Genomic DNA, 23,377 nt, shown 5'->3' with positions numbered 1-23,377 from the left:
TATGCACTTTATCAACAGTAATTAACGAGCGCAAGCAGTTAGTTATATGCTATTTACCGATTGGCTATAAACTATCCAACTCTATCAGCACGATTGCAAATCGATATTCGTTCTATGCTACTCACGGTTTACTTAGCGTGCAGTCACTTTTACCTACATTTATTTCTCGGTGAGAGTATTTGACGAAATACGGTCTGAATATGACGAAAGTGATGTGTTGCGGGGAAACGGTCGTGATTGTGCTGCAGATAGGGTAGATAAAATAAGTTATGACATATTGAATCAACACATAGCCGCGCGGCTAATCAAACACAATTAGCCGCGCTCATATTATTGATTATACAGCCTACGGCCTTCCCGCATGACTTGGATTAACTCTGGTGCGCTCATCTTCTTGTTCAAGCGGTTTTTATACTCTAAATCGTAAATACGGTATTTTCCAAAGCGGTCAAGCACAGTGATTTCCGATTTTTGATAAATCGCAAAACGTCTGCTGTCACCAATATACACCCAGGTTTCGCTGTTGGGCTCAAGCAAGCTGCGTCCAGAGCTGTAATCAGTACTTGGGTTGGTGCAACCTAATACTTGGCTGAGCAAAGTGGGGGCAATACCGTAATGGCTGGTGCGATAATTAATTTTGTTTCCGTGCCCATCTGGCCAATGAATAATCAGCGGCACTTTAACATTACCTGGCGATAAATCGTTACGGGCATCGCTGGTGTTGCTGGTAAAGACTTGACCATAGGTGCCGGTGATCAAGACGATAGTGTCATCACTGACGTTATCAAGCAAAATGGCGAGTTGCTGGTCGATAAAATTAAGCGATTGACGGTATTGATTAAACAACACTTTTTGCGCTGGCTTTAATTCCATGTGTGGTTTGATGGTTTGTACACCTAAAAAGCCAATTGGCGTGTCATAATCTTCTGGGGCAGTTAGGTTAACCAGTGCAAACCAGGGCTGTGTTTGGCTCGATTGCCAAGCATTAACGGCATTGATGGTATTGATATCAGCATCTGCACTGCCATTGTACCCTGCACTGGTGTGAATTTGCATGCCTTTAAACATGGCAATATTGTTGATGTCGTCATAAATTTGGGGGGCAAAAAATGCTTGTTGATAACCTTGTTTACTGAGTTCATTGGTCAACAACGGTGAGGTGCTGGCAAATTCTTTGCGATCGCTATAATTGCCTTGTAATCCGTACATTAAGGTAAACATGCTGGTGTCAAAGTCAGTGCCGCCGCTAAAATGGTTACTAAAGCGCTGATTTTTATTTCGGTACTGAGTTAAATAAGGCATGGTAACGCTGTCGACCATGTCTGTACGTAAGCTGTCTATGGTGATGAATAAAATGTTGGGTTGGCTATCCGCGCTGCATTGCAGTGGATAGATTGGATAGCTTAATTTACGTGATGTTGACGAGCGAGCCTCTGCCGGTTGCATACTGCTGTCAATACCGTGATTTTCCATAAATGAGCGTGCTGTCGCGGGATAAGACACTGGATAAGCGTCGTCGAAACGGGTGACTTCAGTCATGTTGGTGGCGTCGGCCCAAATATGGAATAAGTGGCTGCTGACAAAACAGACGCCAACAAATAGCACAACACGATTTCCCCATTGTTTTTTCTGAATTTTGTCGATGCGTTTCCACAAAAAGTTAGCCACTGTTAGTTCTACAAGTACGATAGCGATAGGGGTGACAATGTATGAGGAACTGTGCAGTAATGCGTTGAGATCTTGCCAGGCTAAATCGAACGCAAAAGGACTTAAGTGAATGCCATAGTCATCATAAATGATGGTGTCATAAAGCAAGGTATAAAGCCCGAGTGACGCAATAAAGGCGGCAAAGCCTCGCAAAATTTTAGAGTAGGGTAGGAGTAAAGTAATCGGGAAAATGAATATTAGGTAACCAATAAAGGCTAAAAAAGTAAAATGTCCTATGGTGCTGATGGTCAAGTAGGCCCAGCCGATAACCGTTTCAGGGTATCCCACACTGCCAATATATCGAGCGCCAATTAGCATCGCCAATATGCCATTAAAAAAGGCAAACCAGTGACCCCAATTAACTAAGCGTGACACCTTGTCACGTGTCATTTGCTGCTTTTTGCGCTCGATCATGTTTACTTGTATTCCTACGTTATTATCACAAACTAATTCAGTGTAACTGATTGTTAGTGTGGTGATAAATTTTATTTAGTCGATTACTTAATCGACTGTGTTAACGCTTTGGCAAATTGCTCTGCAACTTGTTGACGAGACTCATTAGGGACTTTTTTGTCAAGCAGATGGGTCACGCAGTTACCTAATACCATTAGGCTTAAATCGGTAGGAGCTTGGTGCTTAGCTAATACAGCAAGCAGCTCGCTGATAAGTGCTTCAACTTGGGTGTTAGTGTATTTAGATTGAATTGCCATAGTCAGAAAACTTCAATAAAGAATGAATTAGCTGCACATAATAACGGATTTAGCCGTTAATCGCCTCAAGTTTTATTCGAGCTATGTGAGGAATATAGCAAACCCTTGTTCGATTTATACGGCGGGTCTGATATCATTCTTTTCAACATTATTTTCAGCGACACAATAGGTTAACAAGGCTTATGGCGATTAGTATTGAGCAAGCAATTATTCACGAAATTTCTCAAGACGGTCAGGGACAAATGCGCTGTCGCCTACGTCCGCAACCGTTATTGAATACCAACGCTGTTGAAACCATGCTAGAAGAGTTACACCAGACTTACTCAGGCAAAGCGGGTAAAGGTTTTGGCTTTTTTGGTACTCACGGTGATGATGGCGAAGCCAATGATGAATTTGCAAATGCGTTAACGAGTTATCGCAGTGGCGATTTAGGTTTTGTGGAGTTTAGTGGCCAAGCCAGCCAGTTATTACAGCAAGAGTTAGCTAAATATGACTTTAGCCAGGGTGGCTTTTTGTTGATGTCTTGCTATACCAGTATGACGAGCGACTATTTGTTTGTGGCATTATTAAGTGCTAAGTCATCGATGACGGTATTAGATGATATGGAGTTGTCACAAAACAATCATTTAGATTTAAGCAATATTCAACTCGCTGCGCGTATTGATTTAACTGAGTGGCAAGCGGATAAAAGCTCTCGTAAGTATATTTCGTTTATTCGTGGACGTGCGGGCCGTAAAGTTGCTGATTTCTTTTTAGATTTTATGGGCTGTGTTGAAGGCGTTAACATTAAAGCTCAAAACAAAACGTTAATTCATGCCGTTGAAGATTTTGTTGCTGGCAGCGAATTGACTAAAGATGAACGTCAAGAGTGTCGTAATAAAGTGTTTGAATATTGTGCCGAGCGCGCAGATTCAGGTGACGTGATTGAGGTTAAAGATTTAGCCGATGAATTAGCTGATTCTGGCATGGATTCATTTTATGACTTTGCCTGTGGTGGCAGCTATGAGCTTGATGAAGAGTTTCCAGCGGATAAAGCCAGTTTGCGCAGCTTAAAGAAATTTTCAGGTACTGGTGGCGGTGTGACCTTAAGTTTTGATGGCGGCCATTTAGGTGAGCGCGTTATTTACGACCCAGTGTCAGATACCATTTTAATTAAAGGTGTGCCGGCCAATTTAAAAGATCAGCTAGATCGACGTTTAAAAGGCGAGTAATAATCGATTGGCGGTTGTTTTATGCTCAATTTAGCGTCCTCATAAGGGCGCTTTTTTATATTGAAGATTCGTTTTTTTACGCTAACTGGTATGATTATTCATTGCAGATCAGTTTTTTGCTTTTCATTACGTTTTAGTTGAGTAAACTAGCGCCAAATTTTGCACATTTTATGTTGTTAAGTTGAGTTGACTTAACACACTTTGGGGGAGCGATGATCACAGCATACGCCTATCAAAATAGACAACTTGTGACCACTGAATTAAAAGTGGGTGACAATGTGCCAGAATCGACTTTGTGGTTAGATTTATTAAAACCTGATGATAAAGAGCGAGATTGGTTGAGTTCGTTTTCTGCTGAAGAAGTGCCAGACGAAGAAGATATTAAAGAAATTGAAGCTTCAGCTCGTTTTTATCAAAACCAAGATGGTTTACACATTAACTCGTTATTTCCCCAGCGAGTGAGCTCAGATGTTCGTGCGGTAAACGTGTCATTTAACCTACGTAAAGCATTTTTACTGACCATTCGTGAGGAAGATGTTGGTTTGATCCGGTTGTTACGTAACTATTTACGTTTAGGCCGTTTAGACATCACCACGCCGCAGGGCTTGTTGCTAGAGCTGTTTAATTTAAAAGTGGATTATCTATCTGACTTAATCGAAGACGTGTATAGCGTGTTAGAAAATGTCGGTGAGCAGGTATTTAACGACGAAGAGCTCGATGATGTGTTTAAGCTTATAACACTTCAAGAAGACTCTAACGGTAAAATTCGTTTAAGTTTGCTCGATACCCAACGCTCGTTACGATACATGCAACGTTATTATCGTGAAAGTTTGTCGGATGAAAATTTAAAAGATATTCGTGAGATGTTGTCTGACATTGAATCTTTGATGCCTCATAGCCAATTTATTTTCGATAAGTTACAGTTTTTACTTGATGCGGCGATGGGTTTTAGTGGTTTACAACAAAACAAGATTATTAAGATCTTTTCAGTATCTGCGGTGGTATTTTTACCACCGACCTTAATCGCCAGTAGCTATGGGATGAACTTTCATATTATGCCAGAGCTTGACTGGCGATTGGGTTATCCTATGGCGGTGGGGCTCATGTTAGCCAGTGCTGCCGGAACCTACTTTTTCTTTAAACGTAAAGGTTGGTTGTAAAGCCTCATTTACCGTTCAGGTTTAACAAAAAGCCAGCTATTTAAATAGCTGGCTTTTTGTTATTACTTTTGTCCAACATCAACCCGGTTAATTAGCGCCTATACCGAAGCTGATTTTATCTCTTGGACTAAGATAAGCATGAATCTTTTTAGGTAATGCCGCAGCGGGTAAGCTACGAACTATGCTCATATTATGATTTTGTAAGCTGACAATGGGGGCTTGGTCTTTAGGCACGAGTTGATCGTAAACAATCACGTTAGGGTAGAGTAATTGCTGTAAATTGACAGACATGACCATAGCAAATTGACCACTAGACAATTCGATAATGCTCCCAGGTGGGTAAATACCTAACATTTTAATCAGCTTACTTACGTATTCGTTATTGAGTTTGTTATTGTAATTTTTGTATAGCATTCCCAGAGCGACACTCGGTGGCTTGGCTTTAACTTGGTTGGTGCCATTACACAATATGTCGTACTCGTTCACTACTGCAATTAATTGCGACATTTTGTCAAGTTTGTCAGCCTTAAGCCCTTGTGGGAATCCACTGCCATCTAAAAATTCATGATGATTGGCAATTAATGGTTTGGCTGCTTCTGGGAAGCTGTCGGCTAATTTTAGGAAGTTAATACTCATCAATGGGTGTTGTTTGATAAAGTTTTCTTCTGGCGCAGATAATGGCACACGTTTATTGAGGATCGTGCTTGGCACTTTGAGTTTACCAATGTCGTGAAATAATGCACCGATACCAATGGTTTCAACTTCTTCGCGGCTCCAACCAAGCTCCTTAGCCATTAGCATGCAAAGCATCGCCACATTCAGTGAATGATGATAAATATGCTCTTCATTTTTCGCATCGCTCATTAAATGCAAGGCAAGGTTGTCACTATTTAGTAGCATATTGGTGAGGTTGCTGATGAGATCTTTTGCTTCACTCACTGCATTGAGTGGCCGGCTACTGACTTTAGACACCATAGAGCGCATCATGGAGACTGAGCGGTCAAATTGTTGTTCGGTTTTCTTTAAGTCGCGTTTGAGTTTTTGTTGCTCGTTTATTTTTGCTGACTTGTCGCTGAGCATTTGCTCTTTAAGGGCATTTAGTTCTTCTTCGGTGGGAACTTGTTCTGGTTTATCTGAGGTAACGGGCTCTATATCGCTTTTTTCGGGGTCAATAAATACATCTTTGAGGCCTAACCCTTTGATGAGCTCAATTTGAGCGGTATTTTTGATTTTAAAGCTGCTAAACAAAAATGGATGATCTTTCCAAGAAATGGGAAGGCGAATGAAGGTACCGACTTCAAGTTGTTCGACAGTGACTTTTTGGTTTTTTTTCATATTTTAATGGATTGTTAACCTACAGAACAACAAACGGTGTGCAGCTTTAGCCTTTACAGATGCTTTGCTGGCATGGCAGCATAATACTATAAACTCACATGGAATAGTTATCTTAACGATGGATTTTATTGAAGTGTATCCCAATGCTATAAGCGATGATCTGTGCGACCGCTTGATTGCTGCATTTAATGCGCACCCAAATGTAGGCCCTGGCCAAACTGGTTTTGGAGTTGATAATGATAAAAAACGCAGCCGAGATTTAATGTTAGATGCTTTTGCTGATTTAGCGGAATTAAAAAATGAGCTTTTGGCGGCGACGTTTTCACAGGTAACGGATTATTTTACTCGATATTCATTGGCATTAATGGGGGCTGTGTCAGTACAAGTCACCGACGAGCAGGGCAAAGCGCAAACCTTAACCCCAGATAATTTCGAGTTGTTGGGTAAACCGCGTGCGTCGACATTGACGAAATATTTATACCGCAGTGGTACGATAAATATTCAACATTACCAACAAGGAGTTGGCGGTTATCCACATTGGCACTCTGAACAGTTTCCGCAAAATGGCCATAATGAAGCCTTGCATCGTGTCGTGTTATATATGTTTTACCTTAATGATGTACATGAAGGCGGTGAAACAGAGTTTTACTATCAACAACGTAAAATCAGGCCTAAAAAAGGTACCATGGTGATTGCACCTGCAGGGTTTACTCATAGCCATCGGGGTAATGTGCCAATTAGTAATGATAAATATATTGCAACTTCATGGGCGATGTTTAATCGTGCTGAACAGTTATACGCGCCACTTCGCTAGCTTTTATGGTGAGACGCCGGAAGCTGAATGACAAATGCCGCTCCTCCGAGTGAGCTGGTGTTTATTGCCATGGTGCCGCCGTAGCTACTGATAAGTTCGTGGCAAACGGCCAGCCCAATGCCTTGTCCAGGTGATTGGGTGTCTGCTCGTATACCGCGTTGAATGATTTTTTGTTTGATATCGTCAGCTATCCCGGGGCCATCGTCTTCTACACAGATTTGTATTTGATTATCATTGACGCGTTGTACTTTGACACTAATCTGATTTATACAAAAACGACACGCATTTTCGAGTAGATTTCCAAATAGCTCCATGACATCGCCTTTACTGAGCGGTAATTCGATATCGTCGGTAATATTAATCAATATGTTGATGTTTTTGTGCTGGTATATTTTTTCGAGCATTTGAGTCAACGACTTTACAATGGGTAAAGGTTGAGTTTGCTGTAAGTGCAACCCTTGTTGACCTAACATGGCGCGTTTGAGCTGATATTTTACTAAATGGTCCATATCATTAATTTGCTCTAGGATTTTTGTGTTTTGTTGCTGCGGATTTATGTTTGGGTCGTCAATGATTGCGATGCTTGCAGCGAGTCGAGTTTTAAGGCTGTGAGCAAGATCGTTCATCGCATTTTGATAACGAGTTTGCCGCGCATCAGATTGGTTAAGTAATTGGTTTAGCGCTTTAGTGATTCCTTGTAATTCAACGGGGTAATCTTGAGATAGACTGTTTTTTTGTCCTCGCTGTAATAACGTTAACTCTTGTTGTAATTGTGCTAGCGGTCGCATTCCCCAGTAAGCTGCACTGATCAGTAACAACAATGCAATCAGCAACACAATTGCCAGCCTAAAATAAGTAAGCCGGTTAAATTGGCTCAGTTCAGCTTTTAGGGCACTGGCGTCTTGTAAAATGAGCAAGTGGTACATGTCGGCTTCAACATCAATACTCAGCAGATAGGCTAGATAGCTTTGGTTGCCAAAGCTGAGATAAAACGGCGGTAAGTCATCTTTAATCGATTGGTATTGTTCGCATATTTTGTTCAAATTAAGGCTCATTGCGTAGTCAGAGCGCCAGAGGCTTTCGTAATGACTATTGCAGGTTGCCATGATGTATTGAGTATCTACATCATCACCTTCTCGAGCCTGGGTGATTGGAATTAAATTATTTTCTCGAAATTCTGCGGCAATGATCGGTAGTTTAGCAATTAATGCGCTGGTGGTTTGACTGTAACGGTTTTGTGCATGCAACAAGTTAATTAACCATGCAAGACCAAAGCCTACAAGGGTAATGATGCACAAGGAGGTGACAAACATCCGAGTGAGTAAGCGTTTTTGAGGTCGTACTGTTAGTCGCATGGGTGGTTAAATTTATATCCTTGGCCGCGAATAGTGGTGATGGGATCATTCATTCCGCCATGATTGAGTTTTTTACGTAGACGGCTAATCATGACTTCTATGGTATTAGGATCACCTTCTTTGTCGGCATAAATCACATCGAGCAAACGTTGCTTGGCGACGACTTCATGACAGTGGCGCATGAGGTATTCTAAAATTTGATATTCAAATGCGGTTATTTCTAACGGTATTTGCTGCAGACTGACTTGCTTAGCGGCCAGATCGACTTGTAGTGGTCCACTGGTGATTAATGAGCGAACAAACCCGCCGCTGCGACGTACTATGGCATCGAGCCTTGCGATTAGTTCTTCTTTTTGAAATGGCTTAACGAGGTAATCATCTGCGCCAGCGTTGAGGCCTTCAACTTTATCTTGCCAAGTTAACCGTGCAGTCAAAATCAGTAATGGTGTTTTTATCTCAGCTTGGCGTAAAGATTTGATTAAGCTGATGCCGTCTAGGTCGGGTAAACCAATATCGATTATGGCCACATCAATTGGGTAATTTGTGGCCTGATAAAACCCTTCTTTTGCCGTTGTGGCTACTTGTACCTGATTGCCATCCTCGGAGAGTTGCACCTGTAAATGATGTGACAATATAGGGTCGTCTTCAATAACAAGTATACGCATGATTTATCCTTAACTGAGCAGAAGCGCTCGGTACTAACTTATCTATTATTGAGATTAAATGCTAACCGTAATGATGTTGTGCAGGCTAGTTTTTGTTTCTCTGTGCGTTATTGTCTCGAGAAGGGCTGCAGATTGAATCATTCATAAGCTTTGGTTTTGGGTAACCGGTTTCAATAAATATCCTGCAGTATTCCCGGTTTGCCCTAGGTTAAGTTGTGGCGCGTAAGTTAGAATAGTTCAATTAACAGAAAACTTAAGGATTAAGATGAAACTAACCGGATTGTTATTAGCAGGCGTTTTAAGTTTGTTTTCAACCGTTGCACTCAGCGAAACATTCACCTTTACCGCTATTCCTGATGAAGATGAGAGCCAATTACGTACCCGTTTTGATAAGGTTGCGGTGTACTTATCTGAGCAATTGGATGTAGAGGTTAAGTATGTGCCTGTTAAGTCTTATTCTGCAGCGGTTACGGCGTTTCGTAATAATCAGGTGCAACTTGCTTGGTTTGGTGGTTTATCTGGAGTACAAGCTCGTCGTTTAGTGCCTGGGTCTGAGGCTATTGCACAAGGTTTTGAAGATCAATTTTTCAAAAGCTATATTATTGCGCATCATTCAACTGAATTAGCTGCCAGTGATCGTTTTCCGGTATTGAAAGGTTACACCTTTACATTTGGCTCTAAAGATTCAACGTCTGGGCGCTTAATGCCACAGTATTTTATTGAAGATAATTTAGGAAAGCCGGTTGAGGAAACCTTTAAACGTATTGGTTTTTCTGGTGATCACAGCCGTACAATTAGTCAGGTTGAAGCGGGTGTGTATCAAGTGGGTGCGGTAAATTATAAAGTGTGGGACACTGCGGTCGAAAAAGGTGAAGTCGACACCACAAAAGTGAGCGTGATTTGGCAAAGCCCGACTTACCCAGATTACCAGTGGACTGTACACTCTGGTGTCGACACTGTTTATGGGACTGGCTTTAAAGAGAAGTTAACACGTGCGTTGCTTAACATGAAAGACAAAAACTTACTGGATAGTTTTCCTCGTGAATCGTTTGTACCCGCGCAAAACAGTGACTATGACCCGATTGAACGTGTGGCAAAAGCCATTGGAATGTTAGATTAATGCTTGCGGTTGTTGATACCGATTTAGGCTATGGGCAACACATTGTGTTGCCCAAGGTAAATGTCACTCTTCATGAACGTGAACATGTTGCCATTTTAGGTCCGTCAGGGGTGGGGAAAACCACCTTGTTGCATTATCTGTATCAACAACTGGCAAAACAAAGCTGCTTGTGTTCACAAGCGCAAGGCTTAGTCGACAATCTGTCTATTTTTCATAATGTGTTTATCGGTGGATTAGCACGTCAGTCTCGTTGGTATAATATGGCTAATTTGTTGTTGCCGTTTACACAGCCACAGCAACAAATTAATGCTATTTGCCAACAACTTGAATTAACGATTCCTTTGCAAAAAAAAGTCAGTGAGCTATCAGGTGGACAACGTCAACGTGTTGCATTGGCTCGAGCCTTGTTTCAACAACAACCGATATTTATGGGCGATGAACCGTTTTCGGCGTTAGATCCGCTTATGGGTGTCAGGTTACTCAATGTTGTTAAGCAATCACATCAAAGCGTTATTTGTGTGTTGCATGATGCCGATTTAGCATTGGCACATTTTGATCGCATTATTGTGATTAGTGCAGGCAAAGTGACGCTTGATGCTAAAGCTAATCAACTTACTTTGGCGCATTTGTCTCAGCATTATGTTGTGGCAGATGAAGTACCTCGTAGTGCGTATTAACCCTGACAAGATGGCACAGGCTTTTGCGATACGTGTTTTTCTTTTTATTGGCCATTGGCAAAAGCTCACTTTAGGGTTATTTGCGCTAGTGCTTATGTGCTGGTATTTTGCCGACACAGAAGTGATTGCATTAGAACCTTGGGCAGAGCTTGGGCGGATGTTTACGGGGTTTATTACGCCTGATTTTAATGCCACTGAATATTTACTCGATGCCTTATGGCAAACCATCAGTTTTGCATTATTAGGTATTTGTCTGGGATTATTGCTCGGATTTCCATTAACACTGGTCTATCAACACCCCTGGGTTGCTGCAATGTGTGCCTTTATTCGGGCAATTCATGAAATTTTTTGGGCACTGATTTTTTTACAAATTTTTGGGTTATCTCCGCTCACCGGTATTTTAGCAATTGGCCTGCCATATGCAGCAACGTTTGCTCGCGTATTTGCCGACATTTTACAACAATCACCTATTCATACGTTATTAGGTTTACCACATGGCACCGATAAGTTATCAGCGCTGTTATATGGGCGTTGGATGCATGTTTATCCGCAAATCGTGGCTTATATTCGATATCGATTTGAGTGTGCGCTTCGAAGTAGTGCGGTGCTTGGATTTATCGGTATGCCAACGTTAGGTTTTTATTTAGAGTCCGCGTTTCGCCAAGGTCATTATCAACAGGGTGGGGCGCTATTGATTTTGTTTATCACGTTGATAGGCACTATCCGTTTTTGGGCGAAGCCTGTGATGTTATGGGTTTACTTACCGTTAGCGGTGTATTTTTTGCCTGATTTACCGGTGTTGCAACCGCAACTGATTTGGCGTTTTGTCTCTATTGATATTTTACCACCAATGTTACAGGGTCAGTCTCTGGCAACATGGTTTGCTGTTGACACCATTAAAGACGTGTTTGAATGGGCGTTAGAATTAATAAGCGAGCAAGTGTTGCCAGGCATTGTAGCCACGCTTGTACTAGCCTGTTGTGCGTTAGGCTTAACCCATGTCTTCACCTTATTAATGCTACCGCTGAACACTCGATTAATGATGCCTAAATGGGTCACAATATTGATGCGAGCGGTGAATTTAATCTTACGTTCTTTACCTGAGTACCTGCTTGCTTTCGTATTTATGCTTTTACTTGGTCCTTCAATGCTGCCAGCGATAATTGCGCTGGCATTGCATAATAGTGGCTTAATGGTGTTTTTAATGGTTCGTCAGTCTGATGAGGTAGCCGTGCCATTAACCTATCGCCGACGCATAGATGATTATTGCTTTACCGTATTGCCAACAATTTATCCGAACTTTATGGCGCTGCTGTTTTATCGCTTCGAGGTTATCATTCGTGAGACTGCCATTTTAGGTATGCTAGGTGTGATGACATTAGGGTTTTATGTAGACAGCAATTTTGCTGAAATTCGTTTCAGTGGTGCACTGTTGTTATTACTCTTTACTGCAGGACTCAATGTGTTAGTTGATTATTTGGCCCGCAAGTTGATTCAAGTGCCTCGAAACCGTTTGCAGGCGTGTTAGTTATTTTATGACTACATATTGCTGATAATATTACTGGCAATCGTGACGGCGACAGTTATAAAAATGATCCCAACGAGTAAATCAATGATGCTATTTGCAGCTAATAATTTTTGTTGAATACGCGGTTTAGATAAGACTAATGCTAACAAGCCAAACCAGACAAAAGATAAGCTAAACAGTAATACTGCCGCCGCTATTTTTGTGCTATTACCAACTTGCGGAGTAATGAGTACTGTGAATAAGGTGATAAAAAAGATTAAAGCTTTGGGATTGAGTAAGTTGGTATATAACCCTATTTTAAACCCTTTAAAAGATGACATTTTCGCTACATTGTCACACTGCGTCGTGACAACCTGAGCGGGTTGACGCTTTAACTTTATGGTATTAATCGCTGACATTAACGCGCCAAAGCCCATCCAAGCCAAATAACCACTACCAATAAGTTGAACCACAACATAAGCCAAAGGCGATTGTTGGATCATCACGCTAATCCCCATTAACGATAACAGGGTGTGCACGAGTATGGCAACGGCAATACCTAGCGCACAATACATTGCGGTTAAGCGTGTTTGCTGCGCGGCCATTTTGACCACAATCGCAAAGTCCGGTCCAGGGCTCATTAAGGCAACTAAATGAATAACCGCTAAACTGGCTAATAATGTGATGTCCATATTCACTCTGCTCTGATATTGATTGTATTTTATGGATTAAGCTAATGATAATGAAACCGTTATACCATTTTCGTCAATAAGTAATGACTCAGAGAAAGGTTAAAAGGGCTTCTGAGTGGTCACTTATTAATGTGGATTGGTATAATACAAAATAAGATAATGAAAAAGCGCTATATTAGCGCTTTTTCATATTTGAGCTTATTAGGCCTGCTTATTTACTATTGAGTACTTGCTCTTCAAAGCTTTTTGCTGCTTTACCTGCTTGAGAATTATTAAAGGTATCTTGATTAAACTCACCTTCAGATTTAGCAATAATCACTGTACCCACAGCGTCGCCTGTCACGTTAACCGCGGTGCGGATCATATCGAGCATTCTGTCTACACCAATAATTAATGCAATGCCTTCAACCGGTAAACCCACTTGGTTAAGCACCATGGCCAGCATAATTAATCCCACTCCAGGGACACCGGCTGTACCAATTGAGGCTAGAGTCGCGGTCACAACCACTGTCGCATAATCCATAATGCTTAATTCAATGCCAAAGACTTGGGCAATAAATACTGTGGCGACACCTTGCATAATGGCGGTACCATCCATGTTAAGCGTGGCGCCAAGTGGCAATGTAAATGAAGCGATTTTGTTGTCTACACCCATACGGTGTTCACAGGTTTCAATGGTCACAGGTAAAGTCGCATTAGAGCTTGCCGTACTAAAAGCAAACAGTTGTACGTCGCGAATTTTACGTAAGAACATTAATGGACTCAGGCCTGAGAACAGTTTTAATAGTGTTGGATATACCACTAAACCTTGAATCAGTAACACGGCAACAACGAGGAAGAAGTATTTAACCACACTGCCAAAGGTTTCAAGACCTAGGGTTAAACTTAACTTTGCCATTAACGCAAACACACCATAAGGCGCGAGCTGCATGATAAGTGTGACTACGCGCATGATCACTTCGTTAAGATCATTGAAAAATGAGGCGACTCGGGTGCCGCGTTCGCCAATGTGCGAAATCGCAAAACCAAAAATAACTGCAAATAGGATGATCTGCAGCATATTGCCTTCACTCATTGCTTGCATCGGGTTTGTCGGTACGATATTAATGAGTACTTCAGACAGGCTAGGTGCATCTTTTACTGAATATTCAAGCGCATTGCCAGCAAGACTTGCATTGCCTGGATGAACGATTACTGCGGCTAAAATGGCGACGGTAAGTGCAATCGCGGTAGTAAAAAGATAGAACGAAATGGTTTTTCCTCCTAGGCGTCCCAGTTTTGATGGGTCACTGAGAGAACTAGTGCCACAGACAAGTGAGATAAATACCAAAGGCACGACGAGCATTTTTAAACTGGAAATAAAGATGGTACCGATGACATGTAAGAATCCATCTGTGATGTATTCTTGGATAAACTGGCTGTCTGGGAGCATGTTTCTTAACATAAGGCCAAAAACAATGCCTAATCCCATACCAATTAAAATTTTGCTCGTGAGTCCGAGCTTGCGTTGTTTACTCACGGAGTAGTCCTTATCATCATATTATTTTAAATTTTGTTGAATGGGCTAAAGACTAGCAGGAATCAATCTTTTAGGAAATGGCAGAAAGTGAAAGTTTTAACGGATAAATAACACAGAAAACAATAGAGTTATGCTAAAGTTACAAGATATTTGCGTATTGTTAATCTATAAGTAACTATAATAACCATTTAGTTTAAACTTAATGCAACAGGGAGCCTGACAATGAGGTCAGCATATAAAGTATGTTTTGCACTTTTATGTTCGTTTTTTCTCTTCGCTTGTGGCGGTGGGGGAAGTATTACAGATGATGACTCGGGAGATAGTACAGATACAACGACAACAATAACCTTAACTATCGACAACACTCAAATCTCCGTTGCCGAGCCTGCAATTCTTACCGCAACCGTTAAAGATTCCAATGGTGATGCGGTCAGTACCCTTGTTACCTTTGCGCTTAATAACGATTCTTACGGTACATTCACGCCAAGTACCGGTGAGGTAGTAACAAATGCTAATGGTGTTGCGACGATTCGGTTAGATACGGCTGAAATTAATTCCGGTGCTACCGTTACTGCAACAACTTCTGATGGCGATTCTGCGACTGTTTATGTGACCATGGCCGGTGATGGCGGCGCTGCAGATGGCGGTGCTCAAGTGTCATTGGTGTTAACTGACGCTTCGGGTAATAGCATTGATTCAATCAGCACTTTATCCCCAGGTAAATTAACAGCGACTGTGTCTGGTATCAGCAAAACCTCAATTGTAACGTTTGCCAGTTCAATTGGTGATTTACCAGTGACCACTGCAGTGACTGACTCTTCAGGTAAAGCAACGGTTGATATATACGCAGGCAGCACGCTCGGTGCTGGTGAGGCCACAGCAACGTTATCCACCAATGAAACCGGCTCAACCATTGTTGTCGTGGGTGCGACAAACGTGGTGATGGGCAGCGGCGATCCTTTTGAAGAAGGCGTGGCATCGATTAGTGTTACTGACTTATCTGCTGGCGGTACAACAACCATTTCTGTATTGATTCAAGATGATGAAGGCAACCCTTACACAGAACCCGTCGATGTTAACTTCTCATCAACCTGTGCAAATAAAAGCCCAGCTCAAGCGGTGATAAGTTCTCCTGTTTCTTCAAGCAATGGCGTCGCAACAACAACTTATCGTGCTGAAGGTTGTGTGGGTGAAGACCAAATTAATGTTACAGCGAGTGCTGGTGGCATTAGTTTGTCTGCAGTAGGTACGCTGAATGTATTGCAATCTGATGTGGGCAGCATTGTGTTTGTATCCGCCACACCTGAAAATATTAGTATTTTGGGTACTGGCGGTACTGAATCATCGGTTGTTCAATTTAAAGTATTAGATAAAAACAACAACGTGGTTGCTAACCAAAATGTGTTGTTTTCGTTAAATACTAGTGTGGGTGGTGTGGCTATTGATCCTATCGAAGCGACAACAGATAGCGATGGTTTAGTCCAGACAGTGGTAAATACAGGTACAGTTGCAACGTCTTTGCGTGTTACTGCAACGGTTGATAATGATTCGGTGCCAGCGATTTCGAGCCAATCAAGTCAACTTATTGTATCAACAGGTATTCCTGACCAAGACAGCTTTTCTGTTTCGGCAGAAACACTCAATCCTGAAGGCTGGGATCTTGACGGTACTGAAGTGACGATTACCGCACGTATGGCTGATGCCTTTAACAACCCAGTCCCAGATGGAACGACAGTGTCTTTTACCACTGAAGGTGGTTCTATTGAAGATGCCTGTCAAACGCTTGATGGTGCTTGTTCTGTTACGTGGACCAGCCAATTACCGCGACCTGAAGGGCAGACTATTTTAAATGCTGCAGGACAAATGATACGTAATCCTGATGCTACCTTAGGTTATGACTCGACATTAGATCTTTACGGCAACATTTACGGTCAAAAATACGGTGGCCGTGCGACGATTACAGCGACTGCTATTGGTGAAGAGTCATTTCCTGACTTAAATGGTAATGGCCGTTTTGATGCTTCTGAAGCAGCAGAGTTTACCTCTGGCACAGATGTGACTGGGCAATCGTTTGATTTAAATGATGCGTATAATGATTATAACGAAGATGGTTTCTTTAACCCGCAACAAACCGGTGGACAGACTGGTGGTTCATTAGAAGAGTTAGTTGATTTTAATGCTAACGGCGTGTTTGACCTCAAAGACGGTAAATACAACGGTGTGCTGTGTTCAGACCCTGTGCATAGCGCTTGTGCTGATGGTGTCACTGAATCTAAATCATTGTTCGTCCGTCGTAGTGTTACCTTAGTGATGTCTGGCAGTACAGCGTTTGCAACTGCTCCAGCCGATATTATTGTTGTGGATAGTACGGGGACTCACTCGGGCGAAAGCAGCATGACGATTGTGGGTAAAGGTTCTGCAACAGCAACATTTACCATCTCTGATTTACACAATCAGCAAATGCCTGCCGGTTCAATCGTCAGGTTTACCACTTCAGCGGGTTCAGTTGTGAGCACCAGTGAATACACATGGCCTAGCTCTAATTACAATGGTGGACGCCAATTTACCGCGACTATTAAAGGTGAAGATGAGCCTAACTCGGGTGTATTCATTGTTGAAGTTGAATCGCCTAATGGCCTGGCAACTCAGGTGGTATCAATTGGTGTAACGATCCTCTAATGGATAAGCTCGTAATATAAAGAAAGGCGCATTATTGACTCTTTACTCCAAAGGGCGCCTTTTTGTTTTTAGATTAGATTCACCATAAATAAAAAAGCCAGTGATGAAAGTCACTGGCTTTTTTGTTGATGTTTTTAAGAGATTATTTTTGGAACTGATATACGCTGCCAAGCTTTAAGATTTGTGTTAACTCATCTAAGGCGGTGCGCGATTCAATAATCAATTGTGGGTCAGCCAGATCGCTTACCGTGAGTTGGTCGCGGTAATGTTTATCTACCCAGATATTTAAGCGAGTAAATAGGGCGTTATTCATCAAGGTGTTTTGGTTTACGGCGGCGACTTCTTGCTCGTTCATTGCTACCCGTAAACGTAAACAGGCAGGGCCACCACCATTTTGCATACTTTGTTTTACATCGTAGTAGCGCACTTGCTTAATCGGTGTGCCGAGTGTGACCAATTCATTTAAGTAAGCAAATACCGCTGGGTTTTCTTGGCAATTGGTGGGCGCAATAATGGCCATCTCACCAGACGGCAAAGTAATAATTTGTGTATTAAACAAATAGCTACGTACCGCATCATCAATTGATACCTGACTGGTGGCAACTTTAACAAAATGCATCTCTGCGTTCATTTTACGACGGATTTCATCAAATTTTGCATCGGCATTTAAAAACGCTTGTTCATGGTAAAACAATACGTTTTGATTACCGACAGAAATCACGTCATTATGAAATACACCTTGATCGATCACATCAGGATTTTGCTGTATAAAGACACAACTTTCATCTTCAAGTTGATGTAAACGAGCCACTGCTTGTGATGCTTCTAATGTTTGGCGTGCCGGATACTTTTTCGGTTTTACTGCATTTGGATTTGTTGCTTCTTGACCATAGACAAATAATTCAACCCCAGCGTGACCATATTCGCTGCATAATCGCGTATGGTTTGCTGCGCCTTCATCACCAAAGCTTGTGTGTTCAGGAAGGTGTTGATGATGTTTAAAGTGGCGACTATTGTTAAATGTTGCTTGTAAAATATGACCTGTAGTGATGGGTTCGATACTGCGGTGCAACTTATCGACTAAATTGGCCGGAGTAAAATGTACTTTTCCGTCACGGGTGTCGGCACTGGGTGAAACAGTGGCTGCATTTGCGGTCCACATACTTGATGCGCTGCAACAAGCATTAAGCAATGCAGGAGCTTGTTGAGCCGCTTTTTGTAAAACTTCAGCATCTGACCCTGAAAAACCAATTCGACGTAATGTGTATAGGTCAGGGCGCTCCTGAGGTGCTAATACGCCTTGTACCATACCTAAATCTGCTAATGACTTGGCTTTTTGCAAACCTTGTTTAGCTGCTGCTTTAGGGTTTGAGGTGAGCGTCGCATTATTCAACGAGGCGACATTACCAAACGATAGTCCAGCATAGTTATGGGTTGGTCCAACCAAGCCATCAAAGTTTGCTTCAAAATGCTTCATTCGTGATCCTTGAGAAATTTTGTGAATAATTATTATTGTAGTTACACTTTTTTGTGTTACTTATAAAAAAGGAAACGTGATTACTCATGTCAGTTAACGCTAATTTAACCTCAGTATACTGAAGCTATAGGGGTTAACAAGGTGTGCTAAATTCACATAAACACGCTTAAATGACTAAAAATGCACTGAAGATGCTCCGAAGTATCATTAAGTGAAAAATTACGTTTAAAAAACGCATATTATTTTTTACATTTTTTATTATTGTTTAAAAAATGACTTAATAACCTATATAAAAGAGGGATTAACTTGAAACTATTGTCTCAACCCTCTATATATGGAACCAATTTTCTATATTCTGAGACTTTTTGGCGCAAATAAAACTATGGGTAAATCGCTAGTTATTGTCGAATCGCCGGCCAAAGCCAAGACAATTAATAAATATCTTGGTAAAGATTTCATCGTGAAGTCGAGCGTAGGTCACATCCGTGACTTACCCACTTCGTCAACTTCTGACGGCACAACCGCGACTAAAACCGCTGCTGAAGTCAGAAAAATGTCACCTGAAGAAAAAGCGAAGTACAAGCTAATCAGAGACAAACAAGCACTTGTGGCGCGTATGGGCGTCAACCCAGATAAAGGCTGGGCTGCTAAGTACCAAATTTTACCGGGTAAAGAGAAAGTCGTTAAAGAGCTCAAAACCTTAGCTGAGTCAGCTGACCAAATCTATCTCGCAACGGATTTGGACCGTGAAGGGGAAGCCATTGCCTGGCATTTACAGGAAATCATTGGTGGCGACGCTTCGCGGTATCAACGTGTGGTATTTAACGAAATCACCAAAACCGCAATTCAAGATGCTTTTAGCAAACCGTCGGTTCTCGATACCAATATGGTTAATGCTCAACAAGCGCGACGCTTTTTAGACCGCGTCGTTGGCTTTATGGTGTCACCATTATTATGGAAAAAGGTTGCCCGTGGGTTATCTGCCGGTCGTGTGCAATCGGTTGCTGTACGCTTAGTTGTTGAGCGTGAAAGTGAAATTAAAGCCTTTGTACCTGTAGAATTTTGGGATATCCATGCCGATTTAAATACTAATCAGGCTCAAAATTTAAAAATGCAGGTGATGAAATATCAATCTGCTGCATTTGAACCGATAAATGAAGCCCAAGCCCAAGTGGCTGTCGATGCTTTACGTAATGAAACCTTTGTCGTTTCAGCGCGTGAAGATAAAGCCACTTCTAGCAAACCTTCAGCGCCTTTCATTACTTCTACGCTGCAACAGGCGGCGAGCACTCGTTTAGGTTTTGGCGTGAAGAAAACCATGATGATGGCGCAACGTTTGTATGAAGCTGGGCATATTACTTATATGCGTACAGACTCAACAAACTTAAGCCAAGAGGCGGTCGAAAATGTCCGTGAGATGATTGGATCTGAATTTGGCGCTAAATACTTGCCTGCCGATCCTATTCGTTATGGTAGCAAAGAGGGTGCGCAAGAGGCGCATGAAGCGATTAGACCGTCAAATGTTGGAGTGCAGTCTGCATCATTGACCGATATGGAGCGTGACGCTCAGCGCCTGTATGAGCTGATTTGGCGTCAGTTTGTTGCCTGTCAAATGACACCGGCACAATACGATGCGACTCGATTAACGGTTACTGCTGGCGATTATGAATTAAAAGCCAGTGGCCGTACGTTACGTTTTGATGGTTGGACCCGCGTTCAGCCACCAATGGGTAAGAAAAACGATGAAGATAACACCTTGCCGGTGGTTGAAAAGGGTGACAAGCTCACACTTGATAAACTATTGCCAAAGCAACACTTTACCAAACCGCCCGCACGTTACAGCGAAGCATCATTAGTTAAAGAGCTTGAAAAGCGTGGAATTGGGCGTCCATCAACTTACGCTACAATTATCTCGACCATTCAAGACCGTGGTTATGTGAAAGTGGATAACCGTCGCTTCTTTGCTGAAAAAATGGGCGAGATTGTTAGCGAACGTTTAGTTGATAGCTTTAAAGATTTAATGAGTTATGACTTTACCGCCAGTATGGAGCAAACATTAGATGATGTTGCTCAAGGCAAGTTGGATTGGAAAAAAGTCCTCGACGGTTTTTACGGAGACTTTACCAAACAACTTTTATTGGCTGAGTTAGATCCTAGTGAAGGCGGTATGCGCCCGAATGAGATGGTACTAACAGAAGACATTAAATGCCCAACATGTGGCCGTCCAATGGGGATCCGTACAGGCTCTACAGGGGTTTTCTTAGGGTGTTCTGGTTATGCATTACCGCCTAAAGAGCGTTGTAAAACCACGCTTAATTTAACCCCTGGTGAAGAAGCTGTTAGCGATAACGAAGATGCAGAAACCGATGCATTACGCGCTAAACATCGTTGTGGCAAGTGTGGTACAGCTATGGACAGTTACCTTATTGACGAATCACGTAAACTGCATGTGTGTGGTAATAACCCATCATGTGACGGTTACGAAGTGGAAGCGGGCCAGTTTAAGATTAAAGGCTATGAAGGCCCCATTATTGAGTGTGATCGTTGTGGCAATGACATGGAACTTAAAAATGGCCGTTTTGGTAAGTATTTTGGTTGCACTAATACTGAGTGTAAGAATACTCGTAAACTGCTTAAAAACGGTGAAGCTGCGCCACCAAAAGAAGATCCGATTTACCTGCCAGAATTAAAATGTACTAAATCAGATGCCCATTTTGTTTTAAGAGATGGTGCCGCGGGTATATTTTTAGCGGCAAGCACCTTTCCTAAATCACGTGAAACACGCGCGCCTTTAGTAGAAGAGTTGGTTAAGTATCGCGAACTGTTATGGCCTAAGTATGCCTATCTTGCTGATGCTCCTGTTGAAGATGATGACGGCAACAAAGCCGCTGTTAAATTTAGCCGTAAAACTAAAGAGCAATACGTTGCGACAGAAGTTGACGGCAAAGCGACAGGTTGGTCTTCTAAGTTTGTTAACGGCAAATGGGTGAGTGAAACGACCAAGAAAAAAACGAAGAAGTAATTTTTACTTCAATCAAAATAGCGTTACCTTCGGGTAGCGCTTTTTTATGGCAGCTATTTAATCAATTTACTCACAACGAATGATCGGAATATGGCGCCAATCGGTGGTGTACTGAGGCGTTAAAAAATCGCGATGCATCGCCCATTTTTGTTGTGTTCCTTGTGCACCTAAAAATAGGGTGTCGTTGCCATAGCGGTGATTGATGTTATCGAGTACCTGCATCAATTGTGGTTTAGCTTTACTTACATTAAATAGATCGAGTTGTTGATGTTGACTGCTGACTAAATCAAGTAGGCCGACGCCCACTTTGTAATAATGTACACCTGGGCGGTACAGCTGTTGAATGACATTTGATGCTGCATGGGTCATTTCAACGCTACAATGGGTGGCACAGGTAAAGTTCACGTTGACTTTAAAGCTTTGTGGGTAACTGTCGTGGGGTGAGTTATGAGCAAACAACATCATCACCTTACATAGTGATTGTTGTTTTCTGGCTTTGGCAGCTGCGATAGAGATATGCATGCAAAAGGCTTGATGCAAACTGTCAATATCGGTAATTCGCTCGCCGACGCTGCGGGTTGAAAATATTTGTTGTTTGTCAGCTTTGGCTTGTTCCCATTGCTTACACATCACGCCATTAAGCTCACGAATTGTACGCTCAATTTCAATGCTAAATTGTTTGCGCATCATAGTAGGCGAGGTGTTTGCGAGCTCCCAGGCGGTATGAATGTTCATTAGGGCTAACTTGGCAGCTGTTTTACGGCCAATTCCCCATACATCGCTTACAGGCAGAGAGGTTAATGTTGCCTGGCGCACGACTTCATTATCGATAACACAGACACCACCCGATGATGCGGATAATTTAGCGGCTTTATTGGCCACTTTTGCGAGCGTGAGCGTTGACCCTATACCGACACAAACAGGCAGCCGTGTATATTGCCAAACTGTTTGTCGAATGCGTCTTGCATGAGTCGCTAAGCAGGGAATTGTCTGTTGGCAATGTTTAAAAGATAAAAAAGACTCATCGATACTATAAATATGTTGCTCTGGAGCAAAACGCCCAATCACTTGCATCATTTTAGTGGATAAGTCAGCATACAATTCATAGTTGCTTGATAACACTACGACTTGGTGTTGACGGCAAAGATCGGCAATTTCGAAGTAAGGCTTAAATTTGGGCACTCCTAATTCAATTGCGAGGCGATTTGCGGCCACAACGCAACCATCATTGTTAGACAATACAATCACCGGACGATGACGCCATTCAGGTCTAAATACTTGTTCTGCACTGCAATAATATGAGGTTGCATCGACTAGCGCGAACATAATTTAATCGCCTCGTTATGACATCGTATAGAATAAATTACGCACCCTTCGATACTAAAATCATCATATTGATTAATCACAACATCAGGATAAGTCTCGTTCGAAGATAACAATAATCTCCGTTTAAGATCGATCATTTTACACACGAATTCACCATTAAGATTGGCCACAATCACTTGGCCATTTTTAACGGAGCAACTACGATCAACAATCACTAAGTCGCCATCAAAAATACCAATACCTGTCATCGAATCGCCTTGGACTTTACCAATAAACGTTGCACTCGGGTGCGTAATCAGTAGTTCATCTAGGCTTAATGGCCGCTGTTGGTACTCTGCCGCTGGTGACTCAAAACCGCTAATGCCGCCAGCAATGTATATCGGGATCACTTTCATATCTGC

General features: G+C 42.1%; 18 protein-coding genes. 8 read left to right on the top strand and 10 right to left on the bottom strand.

Annotation, left to right across the window (positions count from 1 at the left end; translation table 11 throughout):
• Window positions 1-330 precede the first annotated feature (330 nt).
• Window positions 331-2,121, bottom strand: coding sequence for a DUF3413 domain-containing protein (locus PQR79_RS11355; RefSeq protein WP_238103245.1), 1,791 nt, complete (start codon window positions 2,119-2,121; stop codon window positions 331-333).
• Between the two features lie 83 nt (window positions 2,122-2,204).
• Window positions 2,205-2,417: a YejL family protein gene (locus PQR79_RS11350; RefSeq protein ID WP_238103244.1), complete on the bottom strand. Its 213-nt coding sequence runs from the start codon at window positions 2,415-2,417 to the stop codon at window positions 2,205-2,207.
• 182 nt (window positions 2,418-2,599) lie between these two features.
• Between PQR79_RS11350 and yejK the strand changes: the two genes are divergently transcribed.
• A complete protein-coding gene (gene yejK, locus PQR79_RS11345) occupies window positions 2,600-3,628 on the top strand; it encodes a nucleoid-associated protein YejK (protein WP_238103243.1) in 1,029 nt (342 codons plus the stop codon).
• Between the two features lie 212 nt (window positions 3,629-3,840).
• Window positions 3,841-4,788, top strand: coding sequence for a magnesium/cobalt transporter CorA (gene corA / locus PQR79_RS11340; RefSeq protein ID WP_238103242.1), 948 nt, complete (start codon window positions 3,841-3,843; stop codon window positions 4,786-4,788).
• A gap of 87 nt (window positions 4,789-4,875) precedes the next feature.
• Here the strand turns inward: corA and PQR79_RS11335 are convergent, their stop codons facing one another.
• Window positions 4,876-6,123 carry a cyclic di-GMP phosphodiesterase gene (locus PQR79_RS11335; protein WP_238103241.1) on the bottom strand — a complete coding sequence of 416 codons (1,248 nt, stop codon included), beginning with the start codon at window positions 6,121-6,123 and terminating at the stop codon, window positions 4,876-4,878.
• A gap of 118 nt (window positions 6,124-6,241) precedes the next feature.
• Between PQR79_RS11335 and PQR79_RS11330 the strand changes: the two genes are divergently transcribed.
• Window positions 6,242-6,937 (top strand): 2OG-Fe(II) oxygenase, encoded by a 696-nt coding sequence (locus PQR79_RS11330; protein WP_238103240.1) that lies wholly within the window; start codon window positions 6,242-6,244, stop codon window positions 6,935-6,937.
• Here the strand turns inward: PQR79_RS11330 and PQR79_RS11325 are convergent.
• Together PQR79_RS11325 and PQR79_RS11320 are read right to left on the bottom strand one after the other, a co-directional pair.
• A complete protein-coding gene (locus tag PQR79_RS11325) occupies window positions 6,934-8,292 on the bottom strand; it encodes an ATP-binding protein (protein WP_238103239.1) in 1,359 nt (452 codons plus the stop codon). The two genes, PQR79_RS11330 and PQR79_RS11325, sit on opposite strands and share 4 nt — an antisense overlap.
• Complete coding sequence (locus PQR79_RS11320; RefSeq protein ID WP_238103238.1) at window positions 8,283-8,957, bottom strand: response regulator; 675 nt, start codon at window positions 8,955-8,957, stop codon at window positions 8,283-8,285. Before PQR79_RS11320 ends, PQR79_RS11325 begins: the two co-directional genes overlap by 10 nt.
• A gap of 265 nt (window positions 8,958-9,222) precedes the next feature.
• Between PQR79_RS11320 and PQR79_RS11315 the strand changes: the two genes are divergently transcribed.
• Genes PQR79_RS11315 through PQR79_RS11305 form a run of 3 tightly spaced genes read left to right on the top strand, consistent with a single transcriptional unit; the run spans window position 9,223 to window position 12,282 of the window.
• Window positions 9,223-10,077, top strand: coding sequence for a putative selenate ABC transporter substrate-binding protein (locus PQR79_RS11315; protein WP_238103237.1), 855 nt, complete (start codon window positions 9,223-9,225; stop codon window positions 10,075-10,077).
• Window positions 10,077-10,754 (top strand): ATP-binding cassette domain-containing protein, encoded by a 678-nt coding sequence (locus PQR79_RS11310; protein WP_238103236.1) that lies wholly within the window; start codon window positions 10,077-10,079, stop codon window positions 10,752-10,754. Before PQR79_RS11315 ends, PQR79_RS11310 begins: the two co-directional genes overlap by 1 nt.
• Before the next feature lie 10 nt (window positions 10,755-10,764).
• Window positions 10,765-12,282 (top strand): PhnE/PtxC family ABC transporter permease, encoded by a 1,518-nt coding sequence (locus PQR79_RS11305; protein ID WP_238103353.1) that lies wholly within the window; start codon window positions 10,765-10,767, stop codon window positions 12,280-12,282.
• A gap of 11 nt (window positions 12,283-12,293) precedes the next feature.
• Here the strand turns inward: PQR79_RS11305 and PQR79_RS11300 are convergent, their stop codons facing one another.
• Both PQR79_RS11300 and PQR79_RS11295 read right to left on the bottom strand, forming a co-directional pair.
• A complete protein-coding gene (locus PQR79_RS11300) occupies window positions 12,294-12,953 on the bottom strand; it encodes a LysE family translocator (protein WP_238103235.1) in 660 nt (219 codons plus the stop codon).
• 211 nt (window positions 12,954-13,164) lie between these two features.
• Entirely contained in the window at window positions 13,165-14,472 is a 1,308-nt protein-coding gene (locus tag PQR79_RS11295) for a dicarboxylate/amino acid:cation symporter (RefSeq protein ID WP_274408496.1), read from the bottom strand.
• 222 nt (window positions 14,473-14,694) lie between these two features.
• Here PQR79_RS11295 and PQR79_RS11290 point away from each other — a divergent pair, with 222 nt between their 5' ends.
• Window positions 14,695-17,151, top strand: coding sequence for an Ig-like domain-containing protein (locus tag PQR79_RS11290; protein ID WP_238103234.1), 2,457 nt, complete (start codon window positions 14,695-14,697; stop codon window positions 17,149-17,151).
• A gap of 142 nt (window positions 17,152-17,293) precedes the next feature.
• Here the strand turns inward: PQR79_RS11290 and astB are convergent, their stop codons facing one another.
• On the bottom strand, window positions 17,294-18,628 hold the full coding sequence (gene astB, locus PQR79_RS11285; RefSeq protein ID WP_238103233.1) for an N-succinylarginine dihydrolase: 1,335 nt from the start codon (window positions 18,626-18,628) through the stop codon (window positions 17,294-17,296).
• A 382-nt stretch (window positions 18,629-19,010) separates the two neighbouring features.
• Here astB and topA point away from each other — a divergent pair, with 382 nt between their 5' ends.
• Complete coding sequence (gene topA / locus PQR79_RS11280; RefSeq protein WP_238103351.1) at window positions 19,011-21,650, top strand: type I DNA topoisomerase; 2,640 nt, start codon at window positions 19,011-19,013, stop codon at window positions 21,648-21,650.
• A gap of 66 nt (window positions 21,651-21,716) precedes the next feature.
• On the opposite strand, the gene PQR79_RS11275 is transcribed toward topA, so the two are convergent.
• Window positions 21,717-22,976, bottom strand: coding sequence for a Y-family DNA polymerase (locus tag PQR79_RS11275; RefSeq protein ID WP_238103232.1), 1,260 nt, complete (start codon window positions 22,974-22,976; stop codon window positions 21,717-21,719).
• On the bottom strand, window positions 22,964-23,371 hold the full coding sequence (locus PQR79_RS11270; RefSeq protein ID WP_238103231.1) for a LexA family protein: 408 nt from the start codon (window positions 23,369-23,371) through the stop codon (window positions 22,964-22,966). The genes PQR79_RS11275 and PQR79_RS11270 overlap by 13 nt, the downstream gene beginning before the upstream one ends.
• Window positions 23,372-23,377 lie beyond the last annotated feature (6 nt).

The sequence above is a fragment of the Shewanella metallivivens genome, assembly GCF_028750675.1.
Classification (GTDB): domain Bacteria; phylum Pseudomonadota; class Gammaproteobacteria; order Enterobacterales; family Shewanellaceae; genus Shewanella; species Shewanella metallivivens.
Note: the sequence above shows the minus strand (reverse complement) of the source record. Positions and strands in the feature narration are given on the sequence as shown.